Annotated in this window: 22 protein-coding genes and 1 rRNA gene; 16 read left to right on the forward strand and 7 right to left on the reverse strand. The window is 57.4% G+C overall.

Going from position 1 to position 25,163, the window contains the following annotated elements; translation table 11 throughout:
• The first annotated feature begins 82 nt into the window (after positions 1–82).
• The 4 genes from trxB (at position 83) to infA (ending at position 2,835) form a co-directional block, all read left to right on the forward strand.
• Positions 83–1,030 carry a thioredoxin-disulfide reductase gene (gene trxB, locus AAEZ08_RS02960; protein ID WP_003282535.1) on the forward strand — a complete coding sequence of 316 codons (948 nt, stop codon included), beginning with the start codon at positions 83–85 and terminating at the stop codon, positions 1,028–1,030.
• Between the two features lie 45 nt (positions 1,031–1,075).
• The gene (aat, locus tag AAEZ08_RS02965) at positions 1,076–1,756 is read left to right on the forward strand and encodes a leucyl/phenylalanyl-tRNA--protein transferase (protein ID WP_500123677.1); all 681 of its coding nucleotides are present in this window, start codon (positions 1,076–1,078) and stop codon (positions 1,754–1,756) included.
• Positions 1,757–1,808: 52 nt separating this feature from the next.
• Entirely contained in the window at positions 1,809–2,516 is a 708-nt protein-coding gene (locus tag AAEZ08_RS02970) for an arginyltransferase (RefSeq protein WP_500123678.1), read from the forward strand.
• Between the two features lie 100 nt (positions 2,517–2,616).
• Positions 2,617–2,835 (forward strand): translation initiation factor IF-1, encoded by a 219-nt coding sequence (gene infA / locus AAEZ08_RS02975; protein WP_002553999.1) that lies wholly within the window; start codon positions 2,617–2,619, stop codon positions 2,833–2,835.
• Positions 2,836–2,967: 132 nt separating this feature from the next.
• Here infA and clpA read toward each other — a convergent pair whose 3' ends face one another.
• Complete coding sequence (gene clpA / locus AAEZ08_RS02980; RefSeq protein WP_058064542.1) at positions 2,968–5,238, reverse strand: ATP-dependent Clp protease ATP-binding subunit ClpA; 2,271 nt, start codon at positions 5,236–5,238, stop codon at positions 2,968–2,970.
• A 28-nt stretch (positions 5,239–5,266) separates the two neighbouring features.
• Complete coding sequence (clpS, locus tag AAEZ08_RS02985) at positions 5,267–5,629, reverse strand: ATP-dependent Clp protease adapter ClpS (protein ID WP_058064553.1); 363 nt, start codon at positions 5,627–5,629, stop codon at positions 5,267–5,269.
• Between the two features lie 218 nt (positions 5,630–5,847).
• Between clpS and cspD the strand changes: the two genes are divergently transcribed.
• Positions 5,848–6,111 (forward strand): cold shock domain-containing protein CspD, encoded by a 264-nt coding sequence (gene cspD / locus AAEZ08_RS02990; protein ID WP_003282530.1) that lies wholly within the window; start codon positions 5,848–5,850, stop codon positions 6,109–6,111.
• A gap of 62 nt (positions 6,112–6,173) precedes the next feature.
• On the opposite strand, the gene icd is transcribed toward cspD, so the two are convergent.
• Positions 6,174–7,430 (reverse strand): NADP-dependent isocitrate dehydrogenase, encoded by a 1,257-nt coding sequence (gene icd / locus AAEZ08_RS02995; protein ID WP_058064543.1) that lies wholly within the window; start codon positions 7,428–7,430, stop codon positions 6,174–6,176.
• Between the two features lie 360 nt (positions 7,431–7,790).
• On the opposite strand from icd, the gene AAEZ08_RS03000 reads away from it, so the two are divergent.
• From AAEZ08_RS03000 to AAEZ08_RS03050, 11 genes are all read left to right on the forward strand, one after another.
• Positions 7,791–10,019: an NADP-dependent isocitrate dehydrogenase gene (locus tag AAEZ08_RS03000; protein WP_058064544.1), complete on the forward strand. Its 2,229-nt coding sequence runs from the start codon at positions 7,791–7,793 to the stop codon at positions 10,017–10,019.
• A gap of 100 nt (positions 10,020–10,119) precedes the next feature.
• The gene (locus AAEZ08_RS03005; RefSeq protein ID WP_058064545.1) at positions 10,120–10,560 is read left to right on the forward strand and encodes an NUDIX hydrolase; all 441 of its coding nucleotides are present in this window, start codon (positions 10,120–10,122) and stop codon (positions 10,558–10,560) included.
• Positions 10,561–10,629: 69 nt separating this feature from the next.
• Positions 10,630–11,757 (forward strand): tRNA 2-thiouridine(34) synthase MnmA, encoded by a 1,128-nt coding sequence (gene mnmA / locus AAEZ08_RS03010; protein ID WP_152987351.1) that lies wholly within the window; start codon positions 10,630–10,632, stop codon positions 11,755–11,757.
• Positions 11,754–12,392 carry a high frequency lysogenization protein HflD gene (gene hflD / locus AAEZ08_RS03015; protein ID WP_500123679.1) on the forward strand — a complete coding sequence of 213 codons (639 nt, stop codon included), beginning with the start codon at positions 11,754–11,756 and terminating at the stop codon, positions 12,390–12,392. The genes mnmA and hflD overlap by 4 nt, the downstream gene beginning before the upstream one ends.
• Positions 12,393–12,479: 87 nt before the next feature.
• Positions 12,480–13,850 carry an adenylosuccinate lyase gene (gene purB, locus AAEZ08_RS03020; RefSeq protein WP_500123680.1) on the forward strand — a complete coding sequence of 457 codons (1,371 nt, stop codon included), beginning with the start codon at positions 12,480–12,482 and terminating at the stop codon, positions 13,848–13,850.
• 76 nt (positions 13,851–13,926) lie between these two features.
• Entirely contained in the window at positions 13,927–15,093 is a 1,167-nt protein-coding gene (locus tag AAEZ08_RS03025) for a ribosomal protein uL16 3-hydroxylase (RefSeq protein ID WP_500123681.1), read from the forward strand.
• Positions 15,086–15,511, forward strand: a complete 426-nt coding sequence (locus tag AAEZ08_RS03030; protein ID WP_058064548.1) for a GNAT family N-acetyltransferase — start codon at positions 15,086–15,088, stop codon at positions 15,509–15,511. The genes AAEZ08_RS03025 and AAEZ08_RS03030 overlap by 8 nt, the downstream gene beginning before the upstream one ends.
• A 6-nt stretch (positions 15,512–15,517) precedes the next feature.
• Positions 15,518–16,147, forward strand: coding sequence for a DUF7931 domain-containing protein (locus tag AAEZ08_RS03035; protein WP_058064549.1), 630 nt, complete (start codon positions 15,518–15,520; stop codon positions 16,145–16,147).
• A complete protein-coding gene (locus AAEZ08_RS03040) occupies positions 16,144–16,953 on the forward strand; it encodes a secretin N-terminal domain-containing protein (protein WP_003282520.1) in 810 nt (269 codons plus the stop codon). Before AAEZ08_RS03035 ends, AAEZ08_RS03040 begins: the two co-directional genes overlap by 4 nt.
• A gap of 480 nt (positions 16,954–17,433) precedes the next feature.
• On the forward strand, positions 17,434–19,029 hold the full coding sequence (locus AAEZ08_RS03045; RefSeq protein WP_003282519.1) for an isocitrate lyase: 1,596 nt from the start codon (positions 17,434–17,436) through the stop codon (positions 19,027–19,029).
• A 189-nt stretch (positions 19,030–19,218) separates the two neighbouring features.
• On the forward strand, positions 19,219–21,213 hold the full coding sequence (locus AAEZ08_RS03050) for a PhoX family protein (protein ID WP_500123682.1): 1,995 nt from the start codon (positions 19,219–19,221) through the stop codon (positions 21,211–21,213).
• 48 nt (positions 21,214–21,261) lie between these two features.
• Here AAEZ08_RS03050 and AAEZ08_RS03055 read toward each other — a convergent pair whose 3' ends face one another.
• From AAEZ08_RS03055 to rrf, 4 genes are all read right to left on the reverse strand, one after another.
• A complete protein-coding gene (locus AAEZ08_RS03055) occupies positions 21,262–22,320 on the reverse strand; it encodes an AI-2E family transporter (protein WP_003282517.1) in 1,059 nt (352 codons plus the stop codon).
• 120 nt (positions 22,321–22,440) lie between these two features.
• Positions 22,441–23,757 (reverse strand): Na+/H+ antiporter family protein, encoded by a 1,317-nt coding sequence (locus tag AAEZ08_RS03060; protein ID WP_003282516.1) that lies wholly within the window; start codon positions 23,755–23,757, stop codon positions 22,441–22,443.
• 247 nt (positions 23,758–24,004) lie between these two features.
• Complete coding sequence (gene queD / locus AAEZ08_RS03065) at positions 24,005–24,361, reverse strand: 6-carboxytetrahydropterin synthase QueD (RefSeq protein WP_058064555.1); 357 nt, start codon at positions 24,359–24,361, stop codon at positions 24,005–24,007.
• 542 nt (positions 24,362–24,903) lie between these two features.
• Positions 24,904–25,019, reverse strand: a 5S ribosomal RNA gene (gene rrf / locus AAEZ08_RS03070).
• Between the last annotated feature and the right edge of the window lie 144 nt (positions 25,020–25,163).

Raw genomic sequence — 25,163 nt, forward strand, 5'->3', positions numbered from 1 at the left:
GTAGCATAAACGCCCGATTTCCCGGCGCGGCTCGACTGGAGCACGCTTCTCTATTTGCAACAAAGGCTTATGAGGGCTTTTTATGAGTGAAGTCAAGCATTCGCGTCTGATCATCCTCGGCTCAGGCCCGGCCGGTTATACCGCTGCGGTATACGCTGCCCGCGCCAATTTGAAGCCATTGATGATCACTGGCATCCAGCCAGGCGGCCAACTGACCACCACAACCGAAGTAGATAACTGGCCCGGCGATGTCGAAGGTCTGACCGGCCCGGACCTGATGGTCCGCATGCAGAAGCACGCCGAACGCTTCGACACCGAGATCGTCTTCGATCACATCCATACCGCAGAGTTGCAGCAGCGTCCGTTCACCCTTCGAGGGGATAGCGCCGTCTATACCTGCGATGCCCTGATCATTGCCACCGGTGCTTCCGCGCAGTATCTCGGCCTGCCTTCGGAAGAGGCGTTCGCCGGCCGCGGCGTCTCCGCCTGCGCTACCTGTGACGGATTCTTCTACCGCAACCAGGTCGTCGCCGTGATCGGCGGCGGCAATACCGCGGTCGAGGAAGCCCTTTACCTGTCCAACATCGCCAAGGAAGTCCATCTGATCCACCGCCGCGACAAACTGCGGTCGGAGAAGATCCTGCAGGACAAGATCATGGATAAGGCGACCAACGGCAATATCCGTCTGCACTGGAACCACACGCTCGAGGAGGTGCTTGGTGACGCGAGCGGCGTGACCGGCGTTCGACTGAAGAGCACGCTTACCGGCGAAGAGAACAAACTCGACCTCGCTGGCGTATTCATCGCCATCGGCCACAAACCGAACACCGACTTGTTTCAAGGCCAGCTGGAAATGAAGGATGGTTACCTGAAGATCAGAGGCGGCGGAGAAGGCGACGCGACCTGCACCAGCATTGCGGGAGTCTTCGCAGCCGGCGACGTGGCCGACCACGTCTATCGGCAGGCAATTACCTCTGCCGGTGCTGGCTGCATGGCGGCGCTGGACGCCGAAAAATACCTCGACAACTGATCATGCGGCGGGCTACGGCCCGCCCTCCCCTACCAGCGTGGCGATATGCTGACTTGGCTTAAGCGCGACGACCTTACTTTCCCCCCTCTCGAAACGGCTCTGCGTGAACCCAACGGCCTACTGGCGGCCGGAGGCGACCTGAGCGCCGAGCGGCTAGTGGCTGCCTATCGCCATGGCTGCTTCCCCTGGTATCAGGATGGGCAGCCATTGCTATGGTGGTCGCCCGACCCACGTACCGTCCTCTATCCGCACGAACTACACGTCTCCCGCAGCCTACGCAAACGTATCCGCCAGGGGGACTACGAGGTCACACTTGATCGAGCATTCAGCGATGTCATTCAAGGCTGTGCCGACCCTCGCAGTTATGCCGAAGGTACCTGGATCACCACACCAATGCAGCAGGCCTATATCAGGCTTCACGAAATAGGCTTGGCGCACTCGGTGGAGGTTTGGCGCGACGAACAACTCGTCGGAGGACTCTACGGACTGGCCATCGGTAAGCTATTTTTTGGCGAGTCGATGTTCAGTCGCGCAACCGATGCATCCAAAGTCGGGTTCGTCACCTTGGTGGAACGACTGCGTGAGTGGGAGTTCGCTTTGATCGACTGCCAGATGCCCACGCGGCATCTGGAGAGTTTCGGCGCTCGCAGCATCACGCGAGAGGCGTTTGCGGACGCACTCGCCGCGTACCTGGATTGCCCCAGCACAGCAGACTGGCGCGCCTAGTCGGCCATCATAAGCTGACCTACACTGAGTTCATGATTTCTGAGAGTTGACCATGACTTCACTGGCTCGCCTCAAGTTCTACGCCACTCAGCCCCATGCGTGCAGCTACCTGCCCGATGAACAGGCCACCACACTGTTCCTCGATCCAAGCCAGCCGATGGACGTGCAGGTGTATGCGGAGCTTTCGGAGATGGGATTTCGGCGCAGTGGCGATCACCTATACCGCCCCCACTGCCAGCGCTGTTCCGCCTGCATTCCGGCGCGTATCCCGGTAAGCGCACCAGACCTGAGCCGTCAACAGAAGCGAATCCTGAAGCGCAACGCCGACTTGCAGGTTCATAGCGTCCGCCCAGCTTTCAGTGAAGAGCTTTACACCCTTTACGCCACTTATATCGATAAGCGCCACGCCGATGGCGACATGTATCCGCCCAGCCGAGACCAGTTCAACACCTTCCTGGTACGCGACCTGCCGTTCTCACGGTTCTATGAGTTCCGCCTGAACGGGCGGCTGCTGGCTGTGGCCGTAACCGACGTACTGCCTAACGGATTATCCGCGGTCTACACCTTCTACGACCCTGAAGAAGAACGCCGCAGCCTGGGGCGCTACGCGATCCTCTGGCAGATAGGTGAGGCCGCGCGTTTGGGGTTGAAAGCAGTCTATCTCGGCTACTGGATCAAGAACTGCCGAAAGATGAATTACAAGACCGAATATCGCCCCATCGAACTGCTGGTTAACCAGCGCTGGGTTACGCTCAGCTGAAGTCCTTGGCTCATCGACCCATTTCGGGCACAATGCTTGCCGCTTTTGCCCGCGCACGCATGCGCCGGGTTACTCATTTGGACACCGAGGACTTTACTGAATGTCGAAAGAAGACAGCTTCGAAATGGAAGGTACTGTCGTCGACACCCTGCCTAACACCATGTTTCGTGTGGAGTTGGAAAACGGGCACGTCGTTACTGCGCACATCTCCGGAAAGATGCGCAAGAACTACATCCGGATTCTTACCGGTGACAAGGTTCGCGTTGAACTGACCCCCTACGATCTAAGCAAGGGTCGCATCACCTACCGCGCCCGCTAAGCGAGCTGCGAGAAAAAATGCCCGGTTCTTACCGGGCTTTTTTGTTGGCGCAGCAAACAGGGGGAACGGCACTGGTGCAATGCCAAAAACGAAAACGCCCGGCCGAAGCCGGGCGCTAGTTACAACTTACAATCAGGCCAGCTCGGCAGTAGTCTCGAATTCGAAGAACGGCTCCCCGCCACGAATATCGATATGCACTACCCCGCCATGCTCAGCCAACTCTCCGAACAGAATCTCTTCAGCCAGTGGCCGCTTGATCTTGTCCTGAATCAGCCGCGCCATTGGACGCGCGCCCATCTGTGCGTCATAGCCATGCTCGGCCAGCCATCCGCGGGCCGCATCCGACACCTCTAGCGTCACATGCTTGTCTTCCAGTTGCGCCTGCAGTTCGATGAGGAACTTGTCGACGATGCTCTTGATCACCTCGTGGCTCAAGCGACCGAACTGGATGATGGTGTCCAGACGGTTACGGAACTCCGGCGTGAAGCTCTTCTTAATGACTTCCATCGCATCAGACGCGTGATCCTGCAAGGTAAAGCCAATGGAAGCGCGCGCCGCGGTCTCCGCCCCTGCATTCGTGGTCATGATGATGATCACATTACGGAAGTCAGCTTTACGCCCGTTGTTGTCCGTAAGCGTGCCGTGGTCCATAACCTGCAGAAGCAGATTGAAGACTTCGGGATGCGCCTTCTCAATCTCGTCAAGCAGGAGCACGCAATGCGGTTGCTTGGTAATCGCCTCGGTGAGCAATCCGCCTTGATCAAACCCGACATACCCTGGGGGCGCACCGATCAGTCTCGATACGGTGTGGCGCTCCATGTATTCGGACATGTCGAAGCGCACCAGCTCCACACCCAGCGCCCTGGCAAGCTGCCGCGCAGCTTCAGTCTTACCAACACCAGTAGGGCCAGCGAAGAGGAATGAGCCGACGGGTTTATCCGGCGCCTTGAGTCCGGCACGGGAAAGCTTGATTGCGGTGGAAAGAGAGTCGATTGCGTCGTCTTGCCCAAAAACAGTGAGCTTGAGGTCACGCTCGAGATTTCGCAGCAACTCCTTGTCCGAGCTGCTGACGTGCTTTGGAGGAATTCGCGCGATTTTCGCAACGATATCCTCGACCTGCTCTACCTCGATGCGCTTGACTCGACGATCTTCCGGCTGCAGGCGCTGATAGGCACCCGCCTCATCGATCACATCGATAGCTTTGTCGGGCATATGGCGATCATTGATGTAACGGGACGCCAGTTCGGCTGCCGCACGAAGCGCCTCATCGCTATATTCGATGTTGTGGTGCTGCTCGAAGCGCCCTTTGAGGCCGCGCAGAATGCCAATGGTGTCCTCGACAGACGGTTCGGTGACATCAACTTTCTGGAATCGACGCGCGAGCGCACGATCCTTTTCGAAGATCCCACGAAACTCCTGGAACGTCGTAGAACCAATGCAGCGAATCTCCCCTGAAGAAAGCAGAGGCTTGAGTAGATTCGATGCATCCATTACACCGCCGGACGCAGCGCCAGCGCCAATGATGGTGTGGATTTCGTCGATGAACAGAATTGCATGAGGCCGCTTGCGCAACTCCCCGAGTAGTGCCTTGAACCGTTTTTCAAAGTCACCACGGTATTTCGTACCGGCCAGCAGCGCGCCCAGGTCCAACGAGTAGACGACGCTGTCAGCCAGCAAATCGGGCACTTCATTGTCGACGATACGCTTGGCCAACCCTTCGGCAATGGCTGTCTTGCCCACACCGGCCTCGCCAACCAAGAGGGGGTTATTTTTGCGGCGACGCGCCAGAATCTGCGCTACTCGCTCCACCTCGTTCTCGCGCCCGACCAATGGGTCGATCCGCCCCTGGCGCGCCAGCTCATTCAAGTTGCTAGCGTATGCATCCAGAGGATTACTCGAGGCACCCGGCTCCCCTCCATCCTCGTCCTGCATCTCCGCATCGCCTTCCGGATTTCCGGCACTGCCAGGCACCTTTGAAATACCGTGGGCGATGTAGTTAACGACGTCGATGCGTGCAACGTTCTGCTGTTTGAGCAGGAATACAGCCTGGCTCTCCTGCTCGCTGAAAATCGCCACCAGCACATTGGCCCCGGTGACCTCACGCTTGCCGGAGCTTTGTACGTGGAAGACTGCACGCTGCAGAACTCGCTGAAACCCAAGCGTAGGCTGGGTTTCGCGCTCTTCATCGTGCTGTGGAATAAGTGGAGTGGTGGAATCAATGAACTCCTGCAGATCGTGCCGCAGCTTGTCCAGGCTCGCGCCACAGGCTCGCAATACGGTCGCAGCCGCTTCATTGTCCAGTAGGGCCAACAGGAGGTGTTCAACCGTCATGAACTCATGACGCTTGGTACGTGCCTCTTTGAAAGCCAGATTCAGAGTGACTTCGAGCTCACGGTTCAACATAGCTTCACCTCTTCCCCAGCAGTCGGAGTTAACCGTCCTTCTCGATCTCACAAAGCAGCGGGTGCTGGCACTCCCTTGCATATTGATTCACTTGCATCGCTTTGGTTTCGGCTACGTCACGGGTATACATCCCGCAGACCGCCTTCCCCTCGGTATGAACGGCCAGCATGATCTTGGTGGCCTGCTCCCTGCTGTGATTGAAAATACCTTCCAGCACCTCGACGACGAAATCCATCGGCGTGTAGTCATCATTAAACATGACAACTTTGTACATCGGTGGTGCCTTTAATTCAGGCTTGGCCTCCTCGACCGCGAGGCCAGTGGCATCGTCCTCGTCCCCTAAGGGCCGATCCTGATTGAATGTTAGTCGAATCTGAGCAATAGCATGCATGCGCATAACGGTTCTAGGTCGTGGCACGGGGGCCAGATAAATATGGACAGCTTCGCAGCCAGCTGACGAGTCGCCTTGACTATCGGCAAAACGGTGATACAAACAGTATGTGCCTACAAGGGCAAACGGGTTGCGCAACATGAGGCCTCGGGCTGCATAAGCGCGGAATGAAATGGATGTTACTCCAGTAATGGACTCATTTGCAGAGGGATAACAGCATGCTAAGCGGTAAGGTCAAGTGGTTCAACAACGCCAAAGGCTATGGGTTCATCGTAGCAGACGGCGGCGATGAGGACCTGTTCGCCCACTACTCGGCCATCCAGATGGAAGGCTACCGAACTCTCAAAGCTGGGCAAGCAGTCGTGTTCAACATTCTGCAGGGTCCGAAAGGCCTACACGCTACCGACATCAGACCGCAGCAGGTCGTGTCTGAAGCGACGACCCCTGCTGTTGCCCAAGGCGTTTCAACAGTAGACGCCTGACTTTTTATGAAACAAAACAAAAAGGCCGATCATCTGATCGGCCTTTTTTTGTACACCCGCTTTTACATGTGACTGATCATTGCATCGCCGAATTGCGAGCAGGACATCAGCTGTGCACCGTCCATCAAACGCTCGAAGTCGTAGGTAACGGTCTTGGCGGCAATGGCGTTTTCGGTGGACTTAATAATCAGGTCAGCTGCTTCCACCCAACCCATGTGGCGTAGCATCATCTCGGCAGAGAGAATCAGCGAACCTGGGTTGACCTTGTCCTGACCGGCATACTTCGGCGCTGTGCCGTGAGTCGCCTCGAACATGGCAACGGTATCCGACAGGTTTGCCCCCGGAGCAATGCCGATACCACCCACCTCAGCAGCCAGTGCGTCGGATAGATAATCGCCGTTCAGGTTGAGCGTAGCGATGACGTCATACTCAGCCGGCCGTAGCAGAATCTGTTGCAACATGGCGTCCGCGATGGCGTCTTTGACGACAATGTTCTTGCCGGTATTCGGGTTCTTGAACTGCATCCAAGGGCCGCCATCCAGCAGCTCTGCACCGAATTCGTCGCGGGCCACTTCGTAGCCCCACTCTTTGAAGGCGCCTTCGGTGAACTTCATGATATTGCCCTTGTGGACAATGGTCACTGAGCTCCGGTCATTGTCGACCGCGTACTGCAACGCCTTGCGCACCAGACGCTTGGTACCTTCCAAAGAAACCGGCTTAACGCCGATGCCGCAGTTCTCAGTGAAGCGGATTTTCTTGACGCCCATTTCCTCGGTCAGAAACTTGATGACCTTTTCCGCTTCCGGAGATCCAGCCTTCCATTCGACGCCGGCGTAGATGTCTTCGGAGTTCTCACGAAAGATCACCATATCCACGTCTTGCGGCTTCTTCACCGGGCTCGGCACGCCTGTAAACCAGCGAACCGGGCGCTGACAGACATAGAGGTCGAGCTCTTGGCGCAGCGCAACATTCAATGAACGGATACCGCCCCCAACCGGAGTAGTCAGCGGGCCCTTGATGGACACAACGTAATCACGAACGGCTTCCAAGGTTTCCTTCGGCAGCCAGGTGTCCTGGTCGTAGACCTGTGTGGCCTTTTCGCCTGCATAGATTTCCATCCAGGCAATCTTGCGCTCACCGCCATAGGCCTTCTGAACAGCCGCATCCACCACCTTGATCATCACCGGGCTGATGTCAACGCCGATACCGTCACCCTCGATATAGGGAATGATGGGGTTATTAGGTACGTTCAGTGTGTTATCGGCATTGACGGTGATTTTGTCACCGCTGGCTGGCACCTGGATCTTTTGGTATCCCATGCTTGACTCCGTCTTCGTGGTTAGACATCGATCATCTTTGAGGGTAACTCACTTGAATCGACTGAAACTACATGTTCGTTCGTCGTATGCGCAACGCCGTTCTGCCATGCGCTGGCTCGATGGTATACTGGCCCGATGACTAACAAGTCATAAGGGACGAGCCTGTCTTGTACAAGACCCGCCTCTTGAAACCGCCGAGCTGCTATCGCGGCTCACCGGTTCAAATGCTCGACACTCTATTGGTGCATCCATCACACCGCGGCGAATCCCACTTCTGGTTCAACTAGACGGAGAGCCAGAGCGCCTACCCGGCGCACTCGGGATTCTGTGCACGCCCAGCAAGAAGAGAGTTAACGCTAAATGTCCACCCCTTCGAAGATCATCTATACCTTCACCGACGAAGCTCCAGCCCTGGCCACCTATTCGCTTCTGCCCATTGTAGAAGCGTTCGCAGCCTCTGCCGATTTAGCCGTCGAAACACGCGACATCTCTCTTGCAGGGCGCATTCTTGCGAGCTTTGCCGACCAGCTGGACGCCGACAAGAAAGTGGATGATGACTTGGCCAAACTCGCCGAGCTGACCAACCAGCCCGATGCCAACATCATCAAACTCCCTAACATCAGCGCTTCCGTACCTCAGCTCAAGGCGGCCATTGCCGAGCTGCAGGCCCTTGGCTACAACATCCCCAATTTCCCGGAAGATCCGCAAACCGACGCGGAGAAAGATGTTCGCGCGCGTTATGGCAAGGTGCTCGGCAGCGCCGTAAACCCTGTCCTACGTGAAGGCAATTCCGATCGCCGCGCTCCTGCTGCGGTTAAGGCCTATGCACGCAAGCACCCACACTCCATGGGTAAGTGGAGCAAGGCGTCGCAGTCTCACGCCGACTACATGCGCGGCGGCGACTTCTTCTCCAGCGAACAGTCGATCACCATGGACAAAGCCGGTGACGTGCGCATCGAGTTCGTCGGCAAGGATGGCAAGGTCGAGGTCAAGAAGCAGCTCGCCCTGCAGGAAGGTGAAGTGCTCGACGGCATGTTCATGAGCTGCAACAAACTGCGCGCGTTCTTCGAAGAAACGCTGCAGGACTGCAAGGAGACCGGCGTAATGTGGTCCCTGCACGTCAAAGCCACCATGATGAAGATCTCGCACCCGATCGTCTTTGGCCATGCGGTCAGCGTTTACTACAAAGACGTATTCGACAAATACGGCGAGCTGTTCAAGGAGCTGGGTGTCAACCCGAACAACGGTATCAGCAGCGTCTACGACAAGATCAAGTCGCTGCCGGTCTCGCAGCAGGAAGAAATCCTGCACGACATCCATGAGGTCTATAGCCACCGTCCGGAAATGGCGATGGTTGACTCGGTCAAGGGCATCACCAACCTGCACATCCCGAGCGACGTCATTGTGGACGCCTCGATGCCGGCGATGATTCGCAACTCCGGTCAAATGTGGGGCAAGGACGGCAAGCAGAAGGACACCAAAGCGGTAATGCCGGAAAGCACCTACGCCCGCATCTACCAAGAGATGATCAACTTCTGCAAAACCAACGGCGCTTTCGATCCGGTCACCATGGGCAGCGTACCGAACGTTGGCCTGATGGCGCAGAAGGCTGAGGAATACGGCTCGCACGACAAGACCTTCGAGATGCAGGCTGACGGCACCATGCGCGTCGTCCTGGCCGATGGCACCGTGCTGATGCAGCATGACGTCGAGAAAGGCGACATCTGGCGTGCCTGCCAGACCAAGGACGCTCCGATCCGCGACTGGGTCAAGCTTGCCGTCACCCGCGCTCGTCAGTCGAACACCCCGGCAATCTTCTGGCTGGACCCTGAGCGCGCGCACGATCGCCAGCTTCAGAAGAAAGTAGAAGCCTATCTTCAGGACCACGATCTGTCCGGTCTGGACATCCGCATCATGGGCTACAACGAAGCCATTCGCGTCAGCATGGAGCGCATGATTCGTGGCCAGGACACCATTTCGGTGACCGGCAACGTGCTGCGCGACTATCTGACCGACCTGTTCCCGATCATGGAACTGGGCACCTCGGCGAAGATGCTCTCCATCGTTCCGCTGATGGCGGGCGGCGGCATGTACGAGACCGGTGCCGGCGGTTCCGCACCGAAGCACGTGCAGCAGCTGGTAGAAGAAAACTACCTGCGCTGGGACTCCCTCGGCGAATTCCTCGCTCTGGCGGTGTCCCTGGAGGAAACCGGAATCAAGACCGGCAACGCCAAAGCCAAGATCCTAGGGAAGACCCTCGACCAGGCCACCGGGAAGCTGTTGGACAACAACAAGTCCCCGGCACGCAAGGTGGGTCAGCTAGACAACCGCGGCAGCCACTTCTACCTGGCTCTGTACTGGGCGCAAGCCCTGGCCGCCCAGGACGAAGACGCCGAGCTGAAGGCCCACTTCGCTCCGCTGGCCAAGCAACTGACCGAGCAGGAAGCAACCATCGTTGACGAACTCGCCGCCGTTCAGGGCAAGCCAGTCGATATCGGTGGCTACTACCGCTCCAATCCTGAACTGACCAGCAAGGTCATGCGCCCCAGCGCGACCTTCAACGCTGCCCTGGCCGCGCTGAACGCCTGAGTCAACGCCTGAGCGTTACCACGAACCCCGGCCCGTGCCGGGGTTCGTGCTTTCTGGTAGCCCGCTGCTATGATCGCGTCATTTGCGCAAGGCAGCTTATATGGACTGGCAACCGCATATCACCGTCGCGACCGTTATCGAAGACCAGGGACGTTTTCTGTTGGTAGAAGAGCTCAAGGCAGGCCGTCTCGTACTCAATCAGCCTGCCGGGCATCTGGAAGCCAATGAGAATCTGCGCCAGGCGGCTATTCGAGAAACACTCGAAGAAACCGGCTGGGACGTCGAGCTCATTGGCGTCGTGGGAATTTATCTGTACACCGCCCCCAGCAATGGCGTGACCTATCAGCGCGTGTGCTTCGCCGCCAGAGCCCTGCAGCATGATCCGCAGCGTCAACTCGACGAGGGCATCGTCGCCGCTCGGTGGCTGAGCCGCGAAGAGCTGGAGGCGCAACCTGAACGCTGGCGCAGCGAACTGGTGCCCCGCTGTATCGATGATTATCTGACCGGGCCGCTGCATTCGCTTGACGTGATTCGCAACTGAACGCGGCTTCGTCATGCCTGCTGCAGCCTGATAGAATTCCGCCCCTTTGCAGAGCCTCAGCGTGTTCCTATGTCTGTAACCACCCTCATCTCCCCGGAAAAAACACGTGTCATCGTCGGCATGTCCGGCGGAGTGGACTCTTCCGTTTCCGCCCTCCTGCTGCTCGAGCAGGGCTATCAGGTCGAAGGCCTGTTCATGAAGAACTGGGAAGAGGACGACGGCACGGAATACTGCACCGCCAAGGAAGATCTGGCCGACGCCCAGGCTGTGTGCGATCGGATCGGCATCAAGCTGCACACAGCCAACTTCGCAGCCGAGTACTGGGACAACGTTTTCGAACATTTCCTTGCCGAGTACAAGGCGGGACGCACGCCGAACCCCGACATCCTTTGCAACCGGGAGATCAAGTTCAAGGCTTTCCTCGACTACGCTTTGGTGCTGGGAGCAGACCTCATCGCGACCGGCCATTACGTACGTCGTCGCGACGTGAATGATCGCAGCGAGCTGCTCAAAGGGCTGGACCCGAACAAGGACCAAAGTTACTTCCTGCATGCGGTCGGTGGGGAGCAGCTGAGCAAGACGCTGTTTCCTGTCGGCGAGCTTGAAAAGCCTGAAGTGCGAGCGATCGCCGAGAAGTACGGACTTGCCACGGCTAAGAAGAAAGACTCCACCGGCATCTGCTTCATCGGCGAAAGGCGCTTCAGCGACTTTCTCAAGCAATACCTTCCCGCCCAGCCCGGTAATATCGAAACCATCGATGGTGAAGTGATCGGCCGTCATCACGGCTTGATGTATCACACCATCGGACAGCGGCAAGGCTTGGGCATAGGCGGCCTCAAAGATGCCTCGGACGAGCCTTGGTATGTCCTGAGCAAAGACCTGCAGCGTAATGTGCTGGTAGTTGGTCAGGGTAACGATCATCCATGGCTTTTTTCTCGCGCCCTACTGGCGTCGGACATCTACTGGGTAAACCCGATCAACCTCAGCGAGCCACTCAGGCTGACAGCCAAAGTTCGCTACCGCCAGAGTGATCAGGCGTGCACGCTGGAAAAGACACCAGACGGCTATCGCGCTGTCTTTGATGCACCTCAGCGCGCAGTTACGCCAGGCCAGTCAGTGGTTTTCTACGAAGGTGAAATTTGCCTGGGCGGTGGCGTGATCGAGCAGGCCGAACCCTGGTTCGAGGGTCGCCCATGAAAGCGCTGGACGAACAGCTGATCGCACTTGGCGCGGTCTTCGAAGCCGCAACGCTGGTGGACCGAATCGCACGCACCGGCCAAATTCCGAATGCCTCGCTCGGCTGCATGCTTGGCAGTCTACTGGCCCGCAACCCGCAAACCACCCTTGAAATCTACGGCGGCAATGATCTGAATCTGCGTGACGGTTACCGCGCTCTGGTCGGCGCGCTGGAACGCGACAGCAGCACCCTGCAACGCGAGCCCCTGCGCTATGCCTTGGCGATGATCGGTCTGGAACGCCAGCTCGACAAACGCGATGACATGCTCCAGGTCATCGGCAGCCGGCTGGACCAGATCCAGCAGCAAGTCGAGCACTTCGGTATAACGCACGAAAATGTCGTCGCTTCGTTCGGCGGTCTCTATCAGGACACCTTGAGCACCTTCCGTCAGCGCATTCAGGTCCAGGGCGACATGCGCCACCTTCAGCAGCCGGACAATGCTTCCAAGATCCGCGCCCTGCTCCTCTCAGGCATTCGTTCGGCCCGCCTCTGGCGCCAACTCGGCGGCCATCGCTGGCAACTGATCTTTAGTCGGCGCAAGTTGCTCGATGCCCTTTATCCCAGGCTGCGCGCGACCCAGAGCGAAGACCTCTAACCACAGCGAATGTGCCGGGCTCACCTGGTACATTCATGTATAATCTGCGCCCTCTTTTCGTTGCCTGACTGTCCGAGAATGCCCTCTATGCAGCTTTCCTCGCTCACGGCGGTTTCCCCCGTCGACGGCCGTTACGCCGGCAAAACCAGCGCCTTGCGCCCGATCTTCAGCGAATTCGGCCTGATCCGCTGCCGTGTTCAGGTCGAAGTCCGCTGGCTCCAGCGCCTCGCTGCTCATCCAGGCGTACCGGAAGTCGCGCCCTTCTCCAGCGAAGCCAATGCCGTGCTGAATCAGTTGGCCGAGAACTTCCAGCTGGAACATGCCGAGCGCGTCAAGGAGTTCGAGCGCACCACCAATCACGACGTCAAAGCAGTTGAATACCTGCTCAAAGAGCAGGCCAAGCAGCTGCCGGAACTGGCCAAGGTCAACGAGTTCATCCACTTCGCCTGCACCAGCGAAGACATCAACAACCTCTCCCACGCGCTGATGCTGCGTGAAGGCCGCGACAGCGTTCTGCTGCCACTGATGCGCCAGGTCGCCGAGTCGATTCGCAAGCTCGCGGTGCAGTTTGCTGACGTGCCGATGCTGTCGCGCACCCATGGCCAACCTGCTTCACCGACCACCCTTGGCAAAGAGCTGGCGAACGTCGTTTATCGCCTGGAGCGTCAGGTTGCCCAGGTTGCGGCCGTTCCGCTGCTGGGCAAGATCAACGGCGCAGTGGGTAATTACAACGCCCATCTGAGTGCGTATCCGGATATCGACTGGGAGGCCAACGCCCGCGAGTTCATCGAAGGTGACCTCGGCCTGACATGGAACCCCTACACGACGCAGATCGAGCCGCACGACTACATCGCCGAGCTGTTCGACGCCATCGCGCGCTTCAACACCATTCTCATCGACTTCGACCGCGACGTCTGGGGCTACATCTCGCTCGGTTACTTCAAGCAGAAGACCGTTGCCGGGGAGATCGGCTCCTCTACCATGCCGCACAAAGTCAACCCGATTGACTTCGAGAACTCCGAAGGCAACCTCGGCATCGCCAACGCACTCTTCCAGCACCTTGCAAGCAAGCTTCCGATCTCCCGCTGGCAGCGTGACCTGACCGATTCCACCGTACTGCGCAACCTCGGCGTCGGCTTCGCCCACAGCGTCATCGCCTACGAGGCCAGCCTCAAGGGCATCGGCAAGCTGGAGCTCAACGCCGCCCGCATCGCCGAAGACCTCGACGCCTGCTGGGAGGTGCTGGCCGAGCCAGTACAGACAGTCATGCGCCGCTACGCCGTGGAAAACGCGTACGAAAAGCTGAAAGACCTGACCCGCGGCAAAGGCATTACGCCCGAAGCCCTGCAGACTTTCATCGACGGTTTGGACATTCCAGCCGAAGCGAAGGCAGAGCTGCGCAAACTGACGCCGGCCAATTACATCGGCAACGCCGTTGCCCAGGCCAAGCGCATCTGAGCGATTACATGTATGCACGCCCGGCTGTGCCGGGCGTTTTTATTTTCAGCTCTGTATATAGAGCAAGGTGTTACGCATGACTTCTGACATTCCACTTCAAGTCCTAGGCGGCATCAGCGCCCGGGAGTTTCTGCGCGATTACTGGCAGAAGAAACCACTGCTCATTCGCCAGGCCATCCCAGACTTCCAAAGCCCCATTTCGGCAGACGAACTGGCAGGCCTATCCTTGGAAGAGGAAGTCGAATCCCGTCTGGTCATCGAGCATGGCGAAAGCCCCTGGGAGCTGCGCCGCGGCCCGTTTGCCGAGGACACCTATCAGCAACTTCCCGAGCGTGACTGGACCCTGCTGGTCCAGGCTGTTGATCAGCTGGTACCGGAGGTCGCCGATCTGATCGAGCACTTTCGATTCCTGCCTAACTGGCGCATCGACGATGTGATGATCAGCTACGCGGCGCCGGGGGGCGGCGTCGGCCCACATTTCGACAACTACGATGTGTTTCTCCTGCAAGCACATGGTCAGCGCCGCTGGCGCATCGGCCAGATGTGCGACAGCGAAAGCCCAATGCTGGCCCATGGTGATCTGCGAATTCTCGCCGACTTCCAAGGCACCGATGAGTGGGTACTGGAGCCGGGCGACATGCTTTATCTACCCCCCCGCCTCGCTCACTTCGGTACTGCCGAAGACGCCTGCATGACCTACTCGGTCGGCTTCCGCGCGCCAAGCGCCGCCGAGGTACTGACCCACTTCACCGACTTCCTGGCGCAGTTTCTGCCGGACGAAGATCGCTACAGCGACGCCGACCTGCAGCCAACAGACGATCCATACCAAATTCAAAGCGATGCACTGGACCGCCTGAAAGGACTACTCGCCGAACACATGAGTGACGAACGCCTGCTCCTCACATGGTTTGGCCAGTTCATGACCGAACCACGTTACCCCGAGCGGGTAGAAGGTCCCGGGATGGATAACGCTGAGCTGCTTTCGGCACTGAAGGATGGTGCTATTTTGGTGCGCAATCCGGCAGCCCGATTGGCTTGGAGCGAGGTAGATATCGGGCTACTGTTGTTTGCCAGTGGTCAGAGCCGCCTGCTTCCTTCCACGCTCCGAGAGTTGCTGAAACTGATCTGTTCAGCCGACGCCTTGCATGTCGAAAATATCGGCCAATGGCTGGACGACGAAGACGGGCGTAGCCTGCTGTGCGAGCTGGTCAAACAAGGAAGTCTGGAGTTTGCTGATGAATAGCGTTCAAGTACGAATTGCCGATTGGCAGCAGGACAACTCAGAGCTACGACGCATCCGCGAGGCGGTCTTCATCGCCGAGCAGGCTGTTCCACCGGAACAGGAATGGGATGCCGATGATGCCGAAGCTATTCACTTCCTCGCACTGGAGGGTGACTATCCAATCGGTACCGCCCGCCTCCTGGCTGACGGGCAGATCGGCCGAGTAGCCGTTCTACGCGACTGGCGCGGCATGAATGTAGGCGACGCGTTGATGCGTGCAGTGATTGCTGAGGCCGAACACCGCGGCTTGACGCAACAGACACTGACCGCACAGGTTCACGCCACCGCGTTCTACGAGCGCCTTGGCTTTGAAGTCGTCAGCGACGAATTTCTCGAAGCAGGCATACCCCATGTCGAGATGCTTCGCCGGAGCCAATGAGGCCATATGAGCGATCACACCCTGGATGAAGGAATTGATAGTGCCGAACTGCCGGCCATAGACTTTCATTCTCCAGGGCGTTTTGCGCTCCATAATCCGCCGGTTGATCTTTCAGAGCCACAGGACTGGGATGCTGCACCGTTCCAGCTCGGCCAAGACGCCGCCTTACAGCGTTTCAGCAAGCCTACTGAAATACGCGAGCACGCACTGGCCATGATGCAGCAAGCCCGTAGATCCCTGTGCATTTACAGTACAGATCTAGAACCCTGGCTTTATCATCACAGCAGTATCCAAGAGGCTTGCACGCGTTTGCTTGTGGCTCATCCTCGTAATCAGCTGCGCATCTTGTTGCGCGACCCCACTCGCGCAGTCAAGGAAGGCCATAGGCTCTTGCAGCTTGCCCGGCGCCTGACCAGCAGTGTGCATATTCGAAAGCTGCAGCCCGACTACCCCGACCCGGGTGGCACCTATTTAATCGCCGACAACTGCGGGCTGCTGGAGCGCCCCAAGGTCGACCAGTACGTTGGATACGCCCTGTACTGTGACCTCGCACGGGTTCGCGTACGCCAAGCGGAATTCGACAAGGCGTGGGATCATGGACTATCGGATGCAAACCTGCGGAGTTTCCTGCTATGACCCTTCGTGCCTTGCTACTGGCGGCCACACTCAGCGTCTGCCTACCACTACACGCCGCGACTGAAGTCATCCAACTGAACAATCGCATGGCTGAAGATGTGATCGCTGTCGCCGAGTCCGTGCTAGGCAATCAGGGACGGGTTACGGCCTACGGCAACCAGCTCATCGTCAACGCGCCAGAGTCGTTGATCAGTGAACTGCGCCGTGTAGTCGATCAGCTGGATGTGGAACCTAAGCGTCTGCTTATCAGCGTCGACACCCAAGACTCAGCAAGCAGCAGCGCCAGTGGATATCGCGTTGACGGCTCAGTACGTTCCGGCAACGTGGAATTTGAAACCGGCCGCGGCGAGATAGGCGGCCGAGATCAAGTACGCATCATCCGCCGAAGCACCAACAGTCGCGAAGGCGGCGTTCAGCAAATACAAGCCAGCGAGGGTTATCCAGCTCTGATTCAAGTTGGCCAGAGTGTCCCGCTGACTACGCGGAATACCGACGGGTACGGCCAGATCTACCAGCAAACGCAATACCGTGATGTTCTTCGAGGTTTCTATGCCACCGCTACGGTGCACGGCGACCGGGTGCAGATCACGATTAGCAGTACCCGTGACCGGCTCGCGCAGGGCCGCAGCGGTGTCGTCGAGGTTCAGAGCGCCGATACCCGAGTCAGCGGCCGCGTCGGCGAATGGATCACCATTGGCGGCGTCGACGAAAGTGCCAGCTCCGAACAACGCGGAACGCTACGTCGCTACTCGACTGATGGCGGGCAGAACCTGTCGATGCGCTTGAAGGTCGATGTTCTCGAGTGAACCAGCCCTTCTCCAGACACCCCACAACAATGTAGTGCCCTGAAAAAAACACTACAAAACGATTGACGATGCTATTTCAGCGGAGCATTATTGCCCCGCTCCCGCTAACCAGGGGCCCTGGCAAGGGTCTCCGGGGCGTGCTCAAGCCAACCAGCCGAGCCGTTCCGTGACTGTACTGCCCACAAGGCGGACTGACGAGGTTGCGACTGGAACGAGTCGTCCTGAGGGACGGGGTAGCGATTGACGCATCAGCCAGACTGACCGCTTCTCGTTGTTGTAGCGCACACGGCAGCCACGCCGGCTGTGGGCGCAATGACCGGAACCAGCCCGGCGATCGTATCCCCCCTTCTCTTGGTTCAATCCTCGTCCCAGTCGATATTTCGACGCTCTGCCGCGTGTTGCCCGCAAAGATCAGCGATAGCACGTAGGTTTCGGTGGGAAAAGTCGGTGCTCAACCACACTCATTTTGAAGGATTGAACATGTCCGCATATCAAGACGACATCAAGGCAGTTGCCGCCCTGAAAGAGCAATACGGCAGCAGCTGGGCCGCCATCAACCCTGAGTCCGTCGCTCGCATGCGCGCCCAGAACCGCTTCAAGACCGGTCTGGAAATCGCTCAGTACACCGCCGACATCATGCGCAAGGACATGGCCGAGTACGACGCCGACTCGTCCGTCTACACGCAGTCCCTCGGCTGCTGGCACGGCTTCATCGGTCAGCAGAAGCTGATCTCCATCAAGAAGCACCTGAAGACAACCAACAAGCGCTACCTCTACCTGTCTGGCTGGATGGTTGCTGCTCTGCGTTCCGAGTTCGGCCCGCTGCCGGACCAGTCCATGCACGAGAAGACTGCCGTTTCCGACCTGATCGAGGAGCTGTACACCTTCCTGCGTCAGGCTGACAGCCGCGAACTGGACCTGCTGTTCACCGCCCTGGATGCCGCTCGTGAAGCTGGCGACCAAGCCAAGGCCGCTGAGATCCAGAACCAGATCGATAACTACGAAACCCACATCGTACCGATCATCGCCGACATCGACGCCGGCTTCGGCAACCCGGAAGCCACCTACCTGCTGGCCAAGCGCATGATTGAAGCAGGCGCTTGCTGCATCCAGATCGAAAACCAGGTCTCCGACGAGAAGCAGTGCGGCCACCAGGACGGTAAAGTGACCGTTCCGCACGCCGACTTCCTCGCCAAGATCGCAGCTGTTCGCTATGCATTCCTTGAGCTGGGCATCGACAACGGCGTGATCGTTGCTCGTACCGACTCCCTGGGTGCTGGCCTGACCAAGCAGATCGCCGTGACCAAAGAGCCGGGCGACCTGGGCGACCTGTACAACTCCTTCCTGGATTGCGAAGAAATCACCGAAGCCGAGCTGGGTAACGGCGATGTTGTGATCAAGCGCGAAGGTAAGCTGCTGCGTCCCAAGCGCCTGCCAAGCAACCTGTTCCAGTTCCGCAAAGGTACTGGCGAAGCGCGCTGCGTCCTGGACTGCATCACCTCGCTGCAAAACGGTGCCGACCTGCTGTGGATCGAAACCGAGAAGCCGCACGTTGGCCAGATCGCCGAGATGGTCAACGAGATCCGCAAGACCATCCCGGATGCCAAGCTGGTTTACAACAACAGCCCGTCCTTCAACTGGACCCTGAACTTCCGCCAGCAGGTGTTCGACGCGTTCGTAGCCGAAGGCAAGGACGTTTCCGCTTACGACCGCGCCAAGCTGATGAGCGTCGAGTACGACGAAACCGAACTGGCCCAGGTTGCAGACGAGAAGATCCGCACCTTCCAGCGCGATGGTTCGGCTCACGCCGGCATCTTCCACCACCTGATCACCCTGCCGACCTACCACACTGCCGCACTGTCGACCGACAACCTGGCCAAGGGCTACTTTGCCGACCAAGGCATGCTGGCCTACGTGAAGGGCGTTCAGCGTCAGGAACTGCGTCAGGGTATCGCCTGCGTCAAGCACCAGAACATGGCTGGCTCCGACATCGGCGACAACCACAAGGAGTACTTCGCTGGCGAAGCTGCTCTGAAGGCAAGCGGTAAAGACAACACCATGAACCAGTTCCACTAAGAACAGGTTCGCAGCCTCAACGCTGCGGTGTAGTAAAAAGCCTCGGCACCTGTGCCGAGGCTTTTTTTTGCGCAGGCAAAACGCTACATGCGCCTGCTCCTCGTCGGCCAAGCGGCCAACTGTCATTCTCTTGTCGCATATGCAATTTAGCGTCATGGCTCCGACAACAAATCGTTATGGAGCTGCGCCGTGATTACTGAGAACGAAGACATTCTGTTCGGCAACGGGGACGAGTTGCCCAGTAACCATTCAACGAATCCACATATCCAGGATGTGATCTCCATTGGTCGCCGCAAAGTGCTAGCTGGCGGTGCAGCAATGGGCGCCCTGGCGTTTCTTGGCGCGTCGCTTCCGGGACTCGTACAAGCAGCCGAACCGTCGGCCCGCGGACTTAAAGATATTCCGTTCAAGCGTCGTACCCGCCTGCCCTTTTCCCCGGTTTCGGTTACACGCGCGGACACCATCACCGTACCCGCCGGCTATGCCGCCACAACCTTCATTCCGTGGGGCACCCCCATTACGGGCCGCTATCCGGCCTGGCTGGAAGACGGCAGCAATAGCGCCGAAGACCAGGCTCAGCAGGTGGGCATGCACCATGATGGGATGCACTTCTTTCCAATGAACGCGAAGCTCGGTGGACGGCAGAGCGATCATGGCTTGCTGGTGCTCAATCACGAATACATCGACGCTCCCCTGCTCCATCGGAACGGCCCGACAGTAGTGGACGGCAAGCGCACCAATGTCGACGAGGTGCGTAAAGAGATCAACGCGCACGGCGTGTCCGTTGTGGAGGTCCGCCGCGGCCCACGTGGCGAATGGTCGGTACTGCCAACGGAGAGAAATCGCCGCATAACCGGTGCCACGCCCATGCGCATCGAAGGACCTGCACGCGGTAATGCGCTGATGCAAACTCGCTACAGCCCGAGCGGCACGTCAACCAGAGGCACTCTGAACAACTGCGCTAACGGGCATACGCCCTGGGGTACTTACCTTACCTGCGAAGAGAACTGGGCAGGCTACTTCGGCACCGCCGACAGCGAGTTACCGCGCGAGCTCAGCCGCTATGGCGTACGCGGCAGCGGCCGTTACGGCTGGGAGACAGTTGCTGGCGATGAGTTTGAGCGCTTCAATGCCACCCGTATCGGCGGCGACGCGCGTTCTGATTATCGTAACGAGCCCAACACATTCGGCTGGGTGGTCGAAATAGACCCATTCGACCCAAATGCGACCCCAGTGAAGCACACTGCCCTTGGTCGCTTCGCCCATGAAGGGCTAGTGTTCGCACCGGTCAAACCAGGTCGCCCCGTCGTTTGCTACTCAGGCGACGACTCGCAAAATGAGTACATCTATAAGTACGTTAGCCGCGACAAGTATCGTCCGCAGCGCAGCGACGGACGCCTGCTCGATGACGGCGTTCTCTATGTAGCACGCTTCAACCCCGACGGCAGCGGCGACTGGCTCGCACTCGATCATGCCAACCCTGCATTTCAAAGCGCATGCCAAGCGGCTGGCGTCCAGTTTGCCGACCAAGGCGAAGTGCTGATCAACACCCGTCTGGCGGCGGATATCGTGGGGGCGACTAAAATGGATCGTCCCGAGTGGGGAGCAGTACATCCCGATACCGGCGAGGTTTATTTCACGCTCACCAATAACAGCGGCCGGCAGGAAGCCGACGCTTCCAATCCGCGCGCGCCCAACGCGTTCGGCCACATCATTCGCTGGCGCGAAGCGAGCCGTGATTTCGCTGGAACGCCGTTTGAATGGGACATCTATTTGCTCGCCGGCCCACAGGAAAACAGCCAAGACCCCAAAGGCCGCGCGCTGAATGAAAGCAATATCATGGCAAGCCCCGATGGACTATGGTTCGACGACGAAGGCCGCCTGTGGATCCAGACCGACATGAGTGGTAGTCAGTTAAGCTCCGGACCTTTTGGCAACAATCAGATGCTGGTTTCCGACCCCAGGACAGGCGAGACCAAGCGTTTTCTAGTCGGACCAAAGGGTGCTGAAGTCACAGGCATTACAGCAACGCCAGACTTCCGAACACTGTTCGTTAATATTCAACACCCAGGCGAGGGCTCAACTTCAACAAACTTCACAAGTAGCTGGCCGGATGGCTCTGGTCGCAGGCCTCGTTCAGCCACAGTAATAATCACCCGCGAAGATGGGAAACGGCTAATGTGATCCGTTCGGTGGGCCTGGCTCGGATGCCAGGTCCCACCTCATCCCCCATCATATAGATGACTGTTCATCTGGGGCGCTGAAAAGCCCCCAGGTCGACATGAACAACGCGGCGATCAGCGGACCGATAACAAAACCATTCAGACCAAAAAGGGCCAGCCCACCTAACGTCGAGATCAACACGATGTAATCGGGCATCTTCGTGTCCTTTCCAACCAGAATCGGTCTGAGAATGTTGTCCACCAAGCCAATCACCAATATGCCGTAAAGCGTAAGCACTATCCCCTGCCAAGTTGCCCCGGTCATGAGGAAATAGATAGCGACGGGCGTCCAGATCAATCCCGCCCCCACGGCAGGCAGCAGAGACAGAAAGGCCATCAGCACGCCCCACAGTAATGCCCCAGAAATACCGAGGATCGCGAAGATAATCCCTCCCAATGCGCCTTGCGTAATGGCAACAACAAGATTGCCCTTGACCGTCGCGCGCACCACACGCGTGAACTTGCTGAACAGGCGTCGTTTTTGAGCATCGCTTAGTGGGATGGCTTTCCTGATACGAGCCACGAGATCGCGACCGTCCCGGATCAAGAAGAACAGCAAGTACAGCATCACGAAAAAGCTAATCAGAAACTGAAAGGTACCTTGCCCAAAGCTGAACGCTTTGGTCGCCAGAAACTGACTCCCCTCAAGCGCGCCCGTAGCCAATCGCTCACGCATCGAGTCAAGATCGCCAAAACCGAAACGCTGCAATTGCTGCTGCACTGATTGAGGTAATAGGTCGCGGAAGCTGGCTACCCAGCTACCGATGTCCAGATCACCACTTTCTATTTGCTTATAAAGCGTCGCCCCTTCCTGGACCAGCATTCCAGTGATGAGGATTACCGGAAGCACTGCCACTACAAGGCATACAAACAGAGTACACAGTGCTGCCAAGTTGCGACGCTGGTTGAAGCGCCTGTACAGATACCGCTGCAATGGCGCAAAGATGATCGCGAGTATTACCGCCCAGAAGACCGCGCCATAGAACGGTAGCAGGATCCAGCCAAAAGCTAGGGATACCACCACCAGCAGCGCAAGAAAGACCTTCTGCTCGAGCATCAAATTGACCATTTTTTACCCTAACGCTGCGTTTTGTCCTGTTTAGTCAACGGGCAGCGACACGAGTGCGGCCATACGGATAAATGAGTCTTATCGGGCGAATAGTGGCTCCTACACCGAATTCAATTCGAGTTACAGTGTCATCGCAGCCAACCATCCAAAAGCCATCAACGGCAGGTTGTAGTGCAAAAAGGTCGGAACAACCGTATCCCAGATATGATTATGCTGCCCGTCAGCATTCAGTCCCGCAGTAGGACCAAGCGTAGAGTCAGATGCCGGAGAGCCTCCGTCACCCAAAGCGCCTGCAGTACCGACTAGACTCACGATCGCCAGAGGACTGAACCCTAGCTCCACGCCGAGGGGAACAAAAATAGCGGCGATAATAGGCACCGTTGAGAACGACGAACCGATCCCAATAGTTACCAGCAACCCGACCAGCAGCATCATCACAGCGCCGATAGCCTTGCTGTTCCCGATCCAATGAGCCGAGGCATCTACCAGCAGCTTCACTTCACCAGTTTCGCGCATCACCTCTGCGAACCCCGCGGCCGCGATCATGATGAAACCAATCATGGCCATCATCTTCATGCCGTCAGTAAACAGATCATCTGCTTCGCGCCAACGAACCACCCCTGATACAGAGAAGATTACGAACCCCGTTAGCGCACCGAGTATCATCGAATCCAACCAAAGCTGAATTACGAATGCCGCTGCAACAGCGATCGCAGCAACCAGCAACGTGAGCGGGCTGTATGTCACAGTCGGCTTTTCTACCTGCTCGACACGGGTGAGGTCGTACTCTCGAGGCTTTCGGTAGCTATAGAAGGCAATCAGCAGCCCCGTCAACATGCCCATAGCCGGTATGAACATAGCCTGCGTAACTTTGATACCTGTTACATCCACTCCACTCTTGCCAACGTTTGCCAGCAAGATTTCGTTCAAGAAAATATTGCCGAATCCAACGGGTAGAAACATGTAGGGCGTAATAAGCCCGAAAGCAAGTACACATGCGATCAGCCGCCTATCGATCTTCAGCTTCGAGAGCACATATAGCAGCGGCGGAACCAGCAACGGAATAAAAGCGATGTGGATCGGCAGTATGTTCTGGGATGAAACTGCCACTGCGAGCAGCAGTGCGATCAGCATCCACTTCACCGCCCCTGCACCCTTTATGTCTTGCTTACCGACCAATGCCAGGGCTTTGTCCGCAAGTGCATGAGCCAACCCGCTTTTCCCAATGGCAACCGCAAAAGCCCCCAACAATGCATATGACAAAGCTACCGTGGCGCCACCGCCTAGCCCCTTATTGAATGCAGCGAGGCTGCCATCAATACCTAGACCGCCAATCAAGCCGCCGGCCATAGCTCCAGCAATAAGCGCAACCACTACATGCACACGACATAGACTTAGGATCAGCATTATGCCGACTGCTGCAACAACTGCGTTCATTCTGATTCTCCGTTAAAAAGAACTAGGCCGCATGGATAGCGCGGCACTCTGCAACTACGAAGCGATGGTTGTAAAAAGACCGGATCAATAAGGAATGCAAGCAGCATCTACAGCTGTGTGAGTCCGGCAGCACAGCTGCATGTTGTACTTGATTAGTCGTGGGCGTCGATCATCAGCACGCAGCACACACACTTTGACCCAAGAATGGATCGAACCAGTCATTGTGGAAAGCGTGTTCGAATGGTGGCTATTCCCCCCGGTATTCACAGCCGCTGGTGCAAGTTTCATGAATCCGGATACGTGACAGCTCGGGTAGCAATGGTTTGAGCTCGTTCCAAATCCATTTCGCCAGATTTTCGCTGGTAGGGTTTTCCAAGCCAGGAATATCGTTCAGATAGTTATGATCCAACCGCTCGTAGAGTGGTTTGAAAATAGATTTGATCTCGCCGAAATCACGAATCCAGCCAGTATGTGAATCCACAGGACCGCTGATATACAAGGCGACCCGAAAAGAATGGCCGTGTAACCTGCCACATTTATGCCCTTGAGGCACATGGGGAAGCCGGTGCGCCGACTCGAATGTAAACTCTTTGAATATTTCCACGGTATGCACCCGCAAGCTGCTTGCTGAATCAAGGCGCGATTTTACGCGTTTTGCCATTCAGGTGCAGGCGTTGAATCTACAAAGGCACTTACATCAATGGATGTGTGGAGCAATATTACAGCCAAAAGTGGTGAATGAAGGCGAATGGCCGCCGCCTAGCTGTCGTGACCAAATAGCAGACAAACCGTCAGCTTATGACCACATCGGTCTATCGAGCCAGCAGCGCTCGATATCTAGAGCAATCAGGAGCCTGCACAAACAGCAGCGAATAGGAACTGAACTTCAGGTTATTTGGTAGAACTTCCCGCCACCATTAACTGCCGGTAACTGGATCCTTGTCCACCGCGCCAGTGCAGGCGCGCTGCACCCTGGCAAGCCTCTGGCCTCCGTCACCCGCCGGACGAATTCAACGATGTACTAGGCGTTCAGAGTCGCTGCTCTTGTTGAAAAAACCCATATTCACTGCCAGCGCGATCGACCTTTTCTTACGCGCAAAAGCAAACCCCCGACCGGATTTCTCCGATCGGGGGTTTGGGATAAGAGCTTGACGATGACCTACTCTCACATGGGGAGACCCCACACTACCATCGGCGATGCGTCGTTTCACTACTGAGTTCGGGATGGGATCAGGTGGTTCCAACGCTCTATGGTCGTCAAGCAATTCGGCTGGGGAGTCGGTGTTGAGTCGCTTCCCCTAATTGGGTATGTGATGGTGTTTCGGTATTGCTTTCGCTTTGCGAGCGTTGCGTCTTTTCGGTTTGTTTGTCGACTTCAACCGTCTGACACGCAAACATCAAATTGT

This window comes from Pseudomonas sp. E45-MNA-CIBAN-0222 (assembly GCF_040310405.1).
Lineage (GTDB): Bacteria > Pseudomonadota > Gammaproteobacteria > Pseudomonadales > Pseudomonadaceae > Stutzerimonas > Stutzerimonas stutzeri_AC.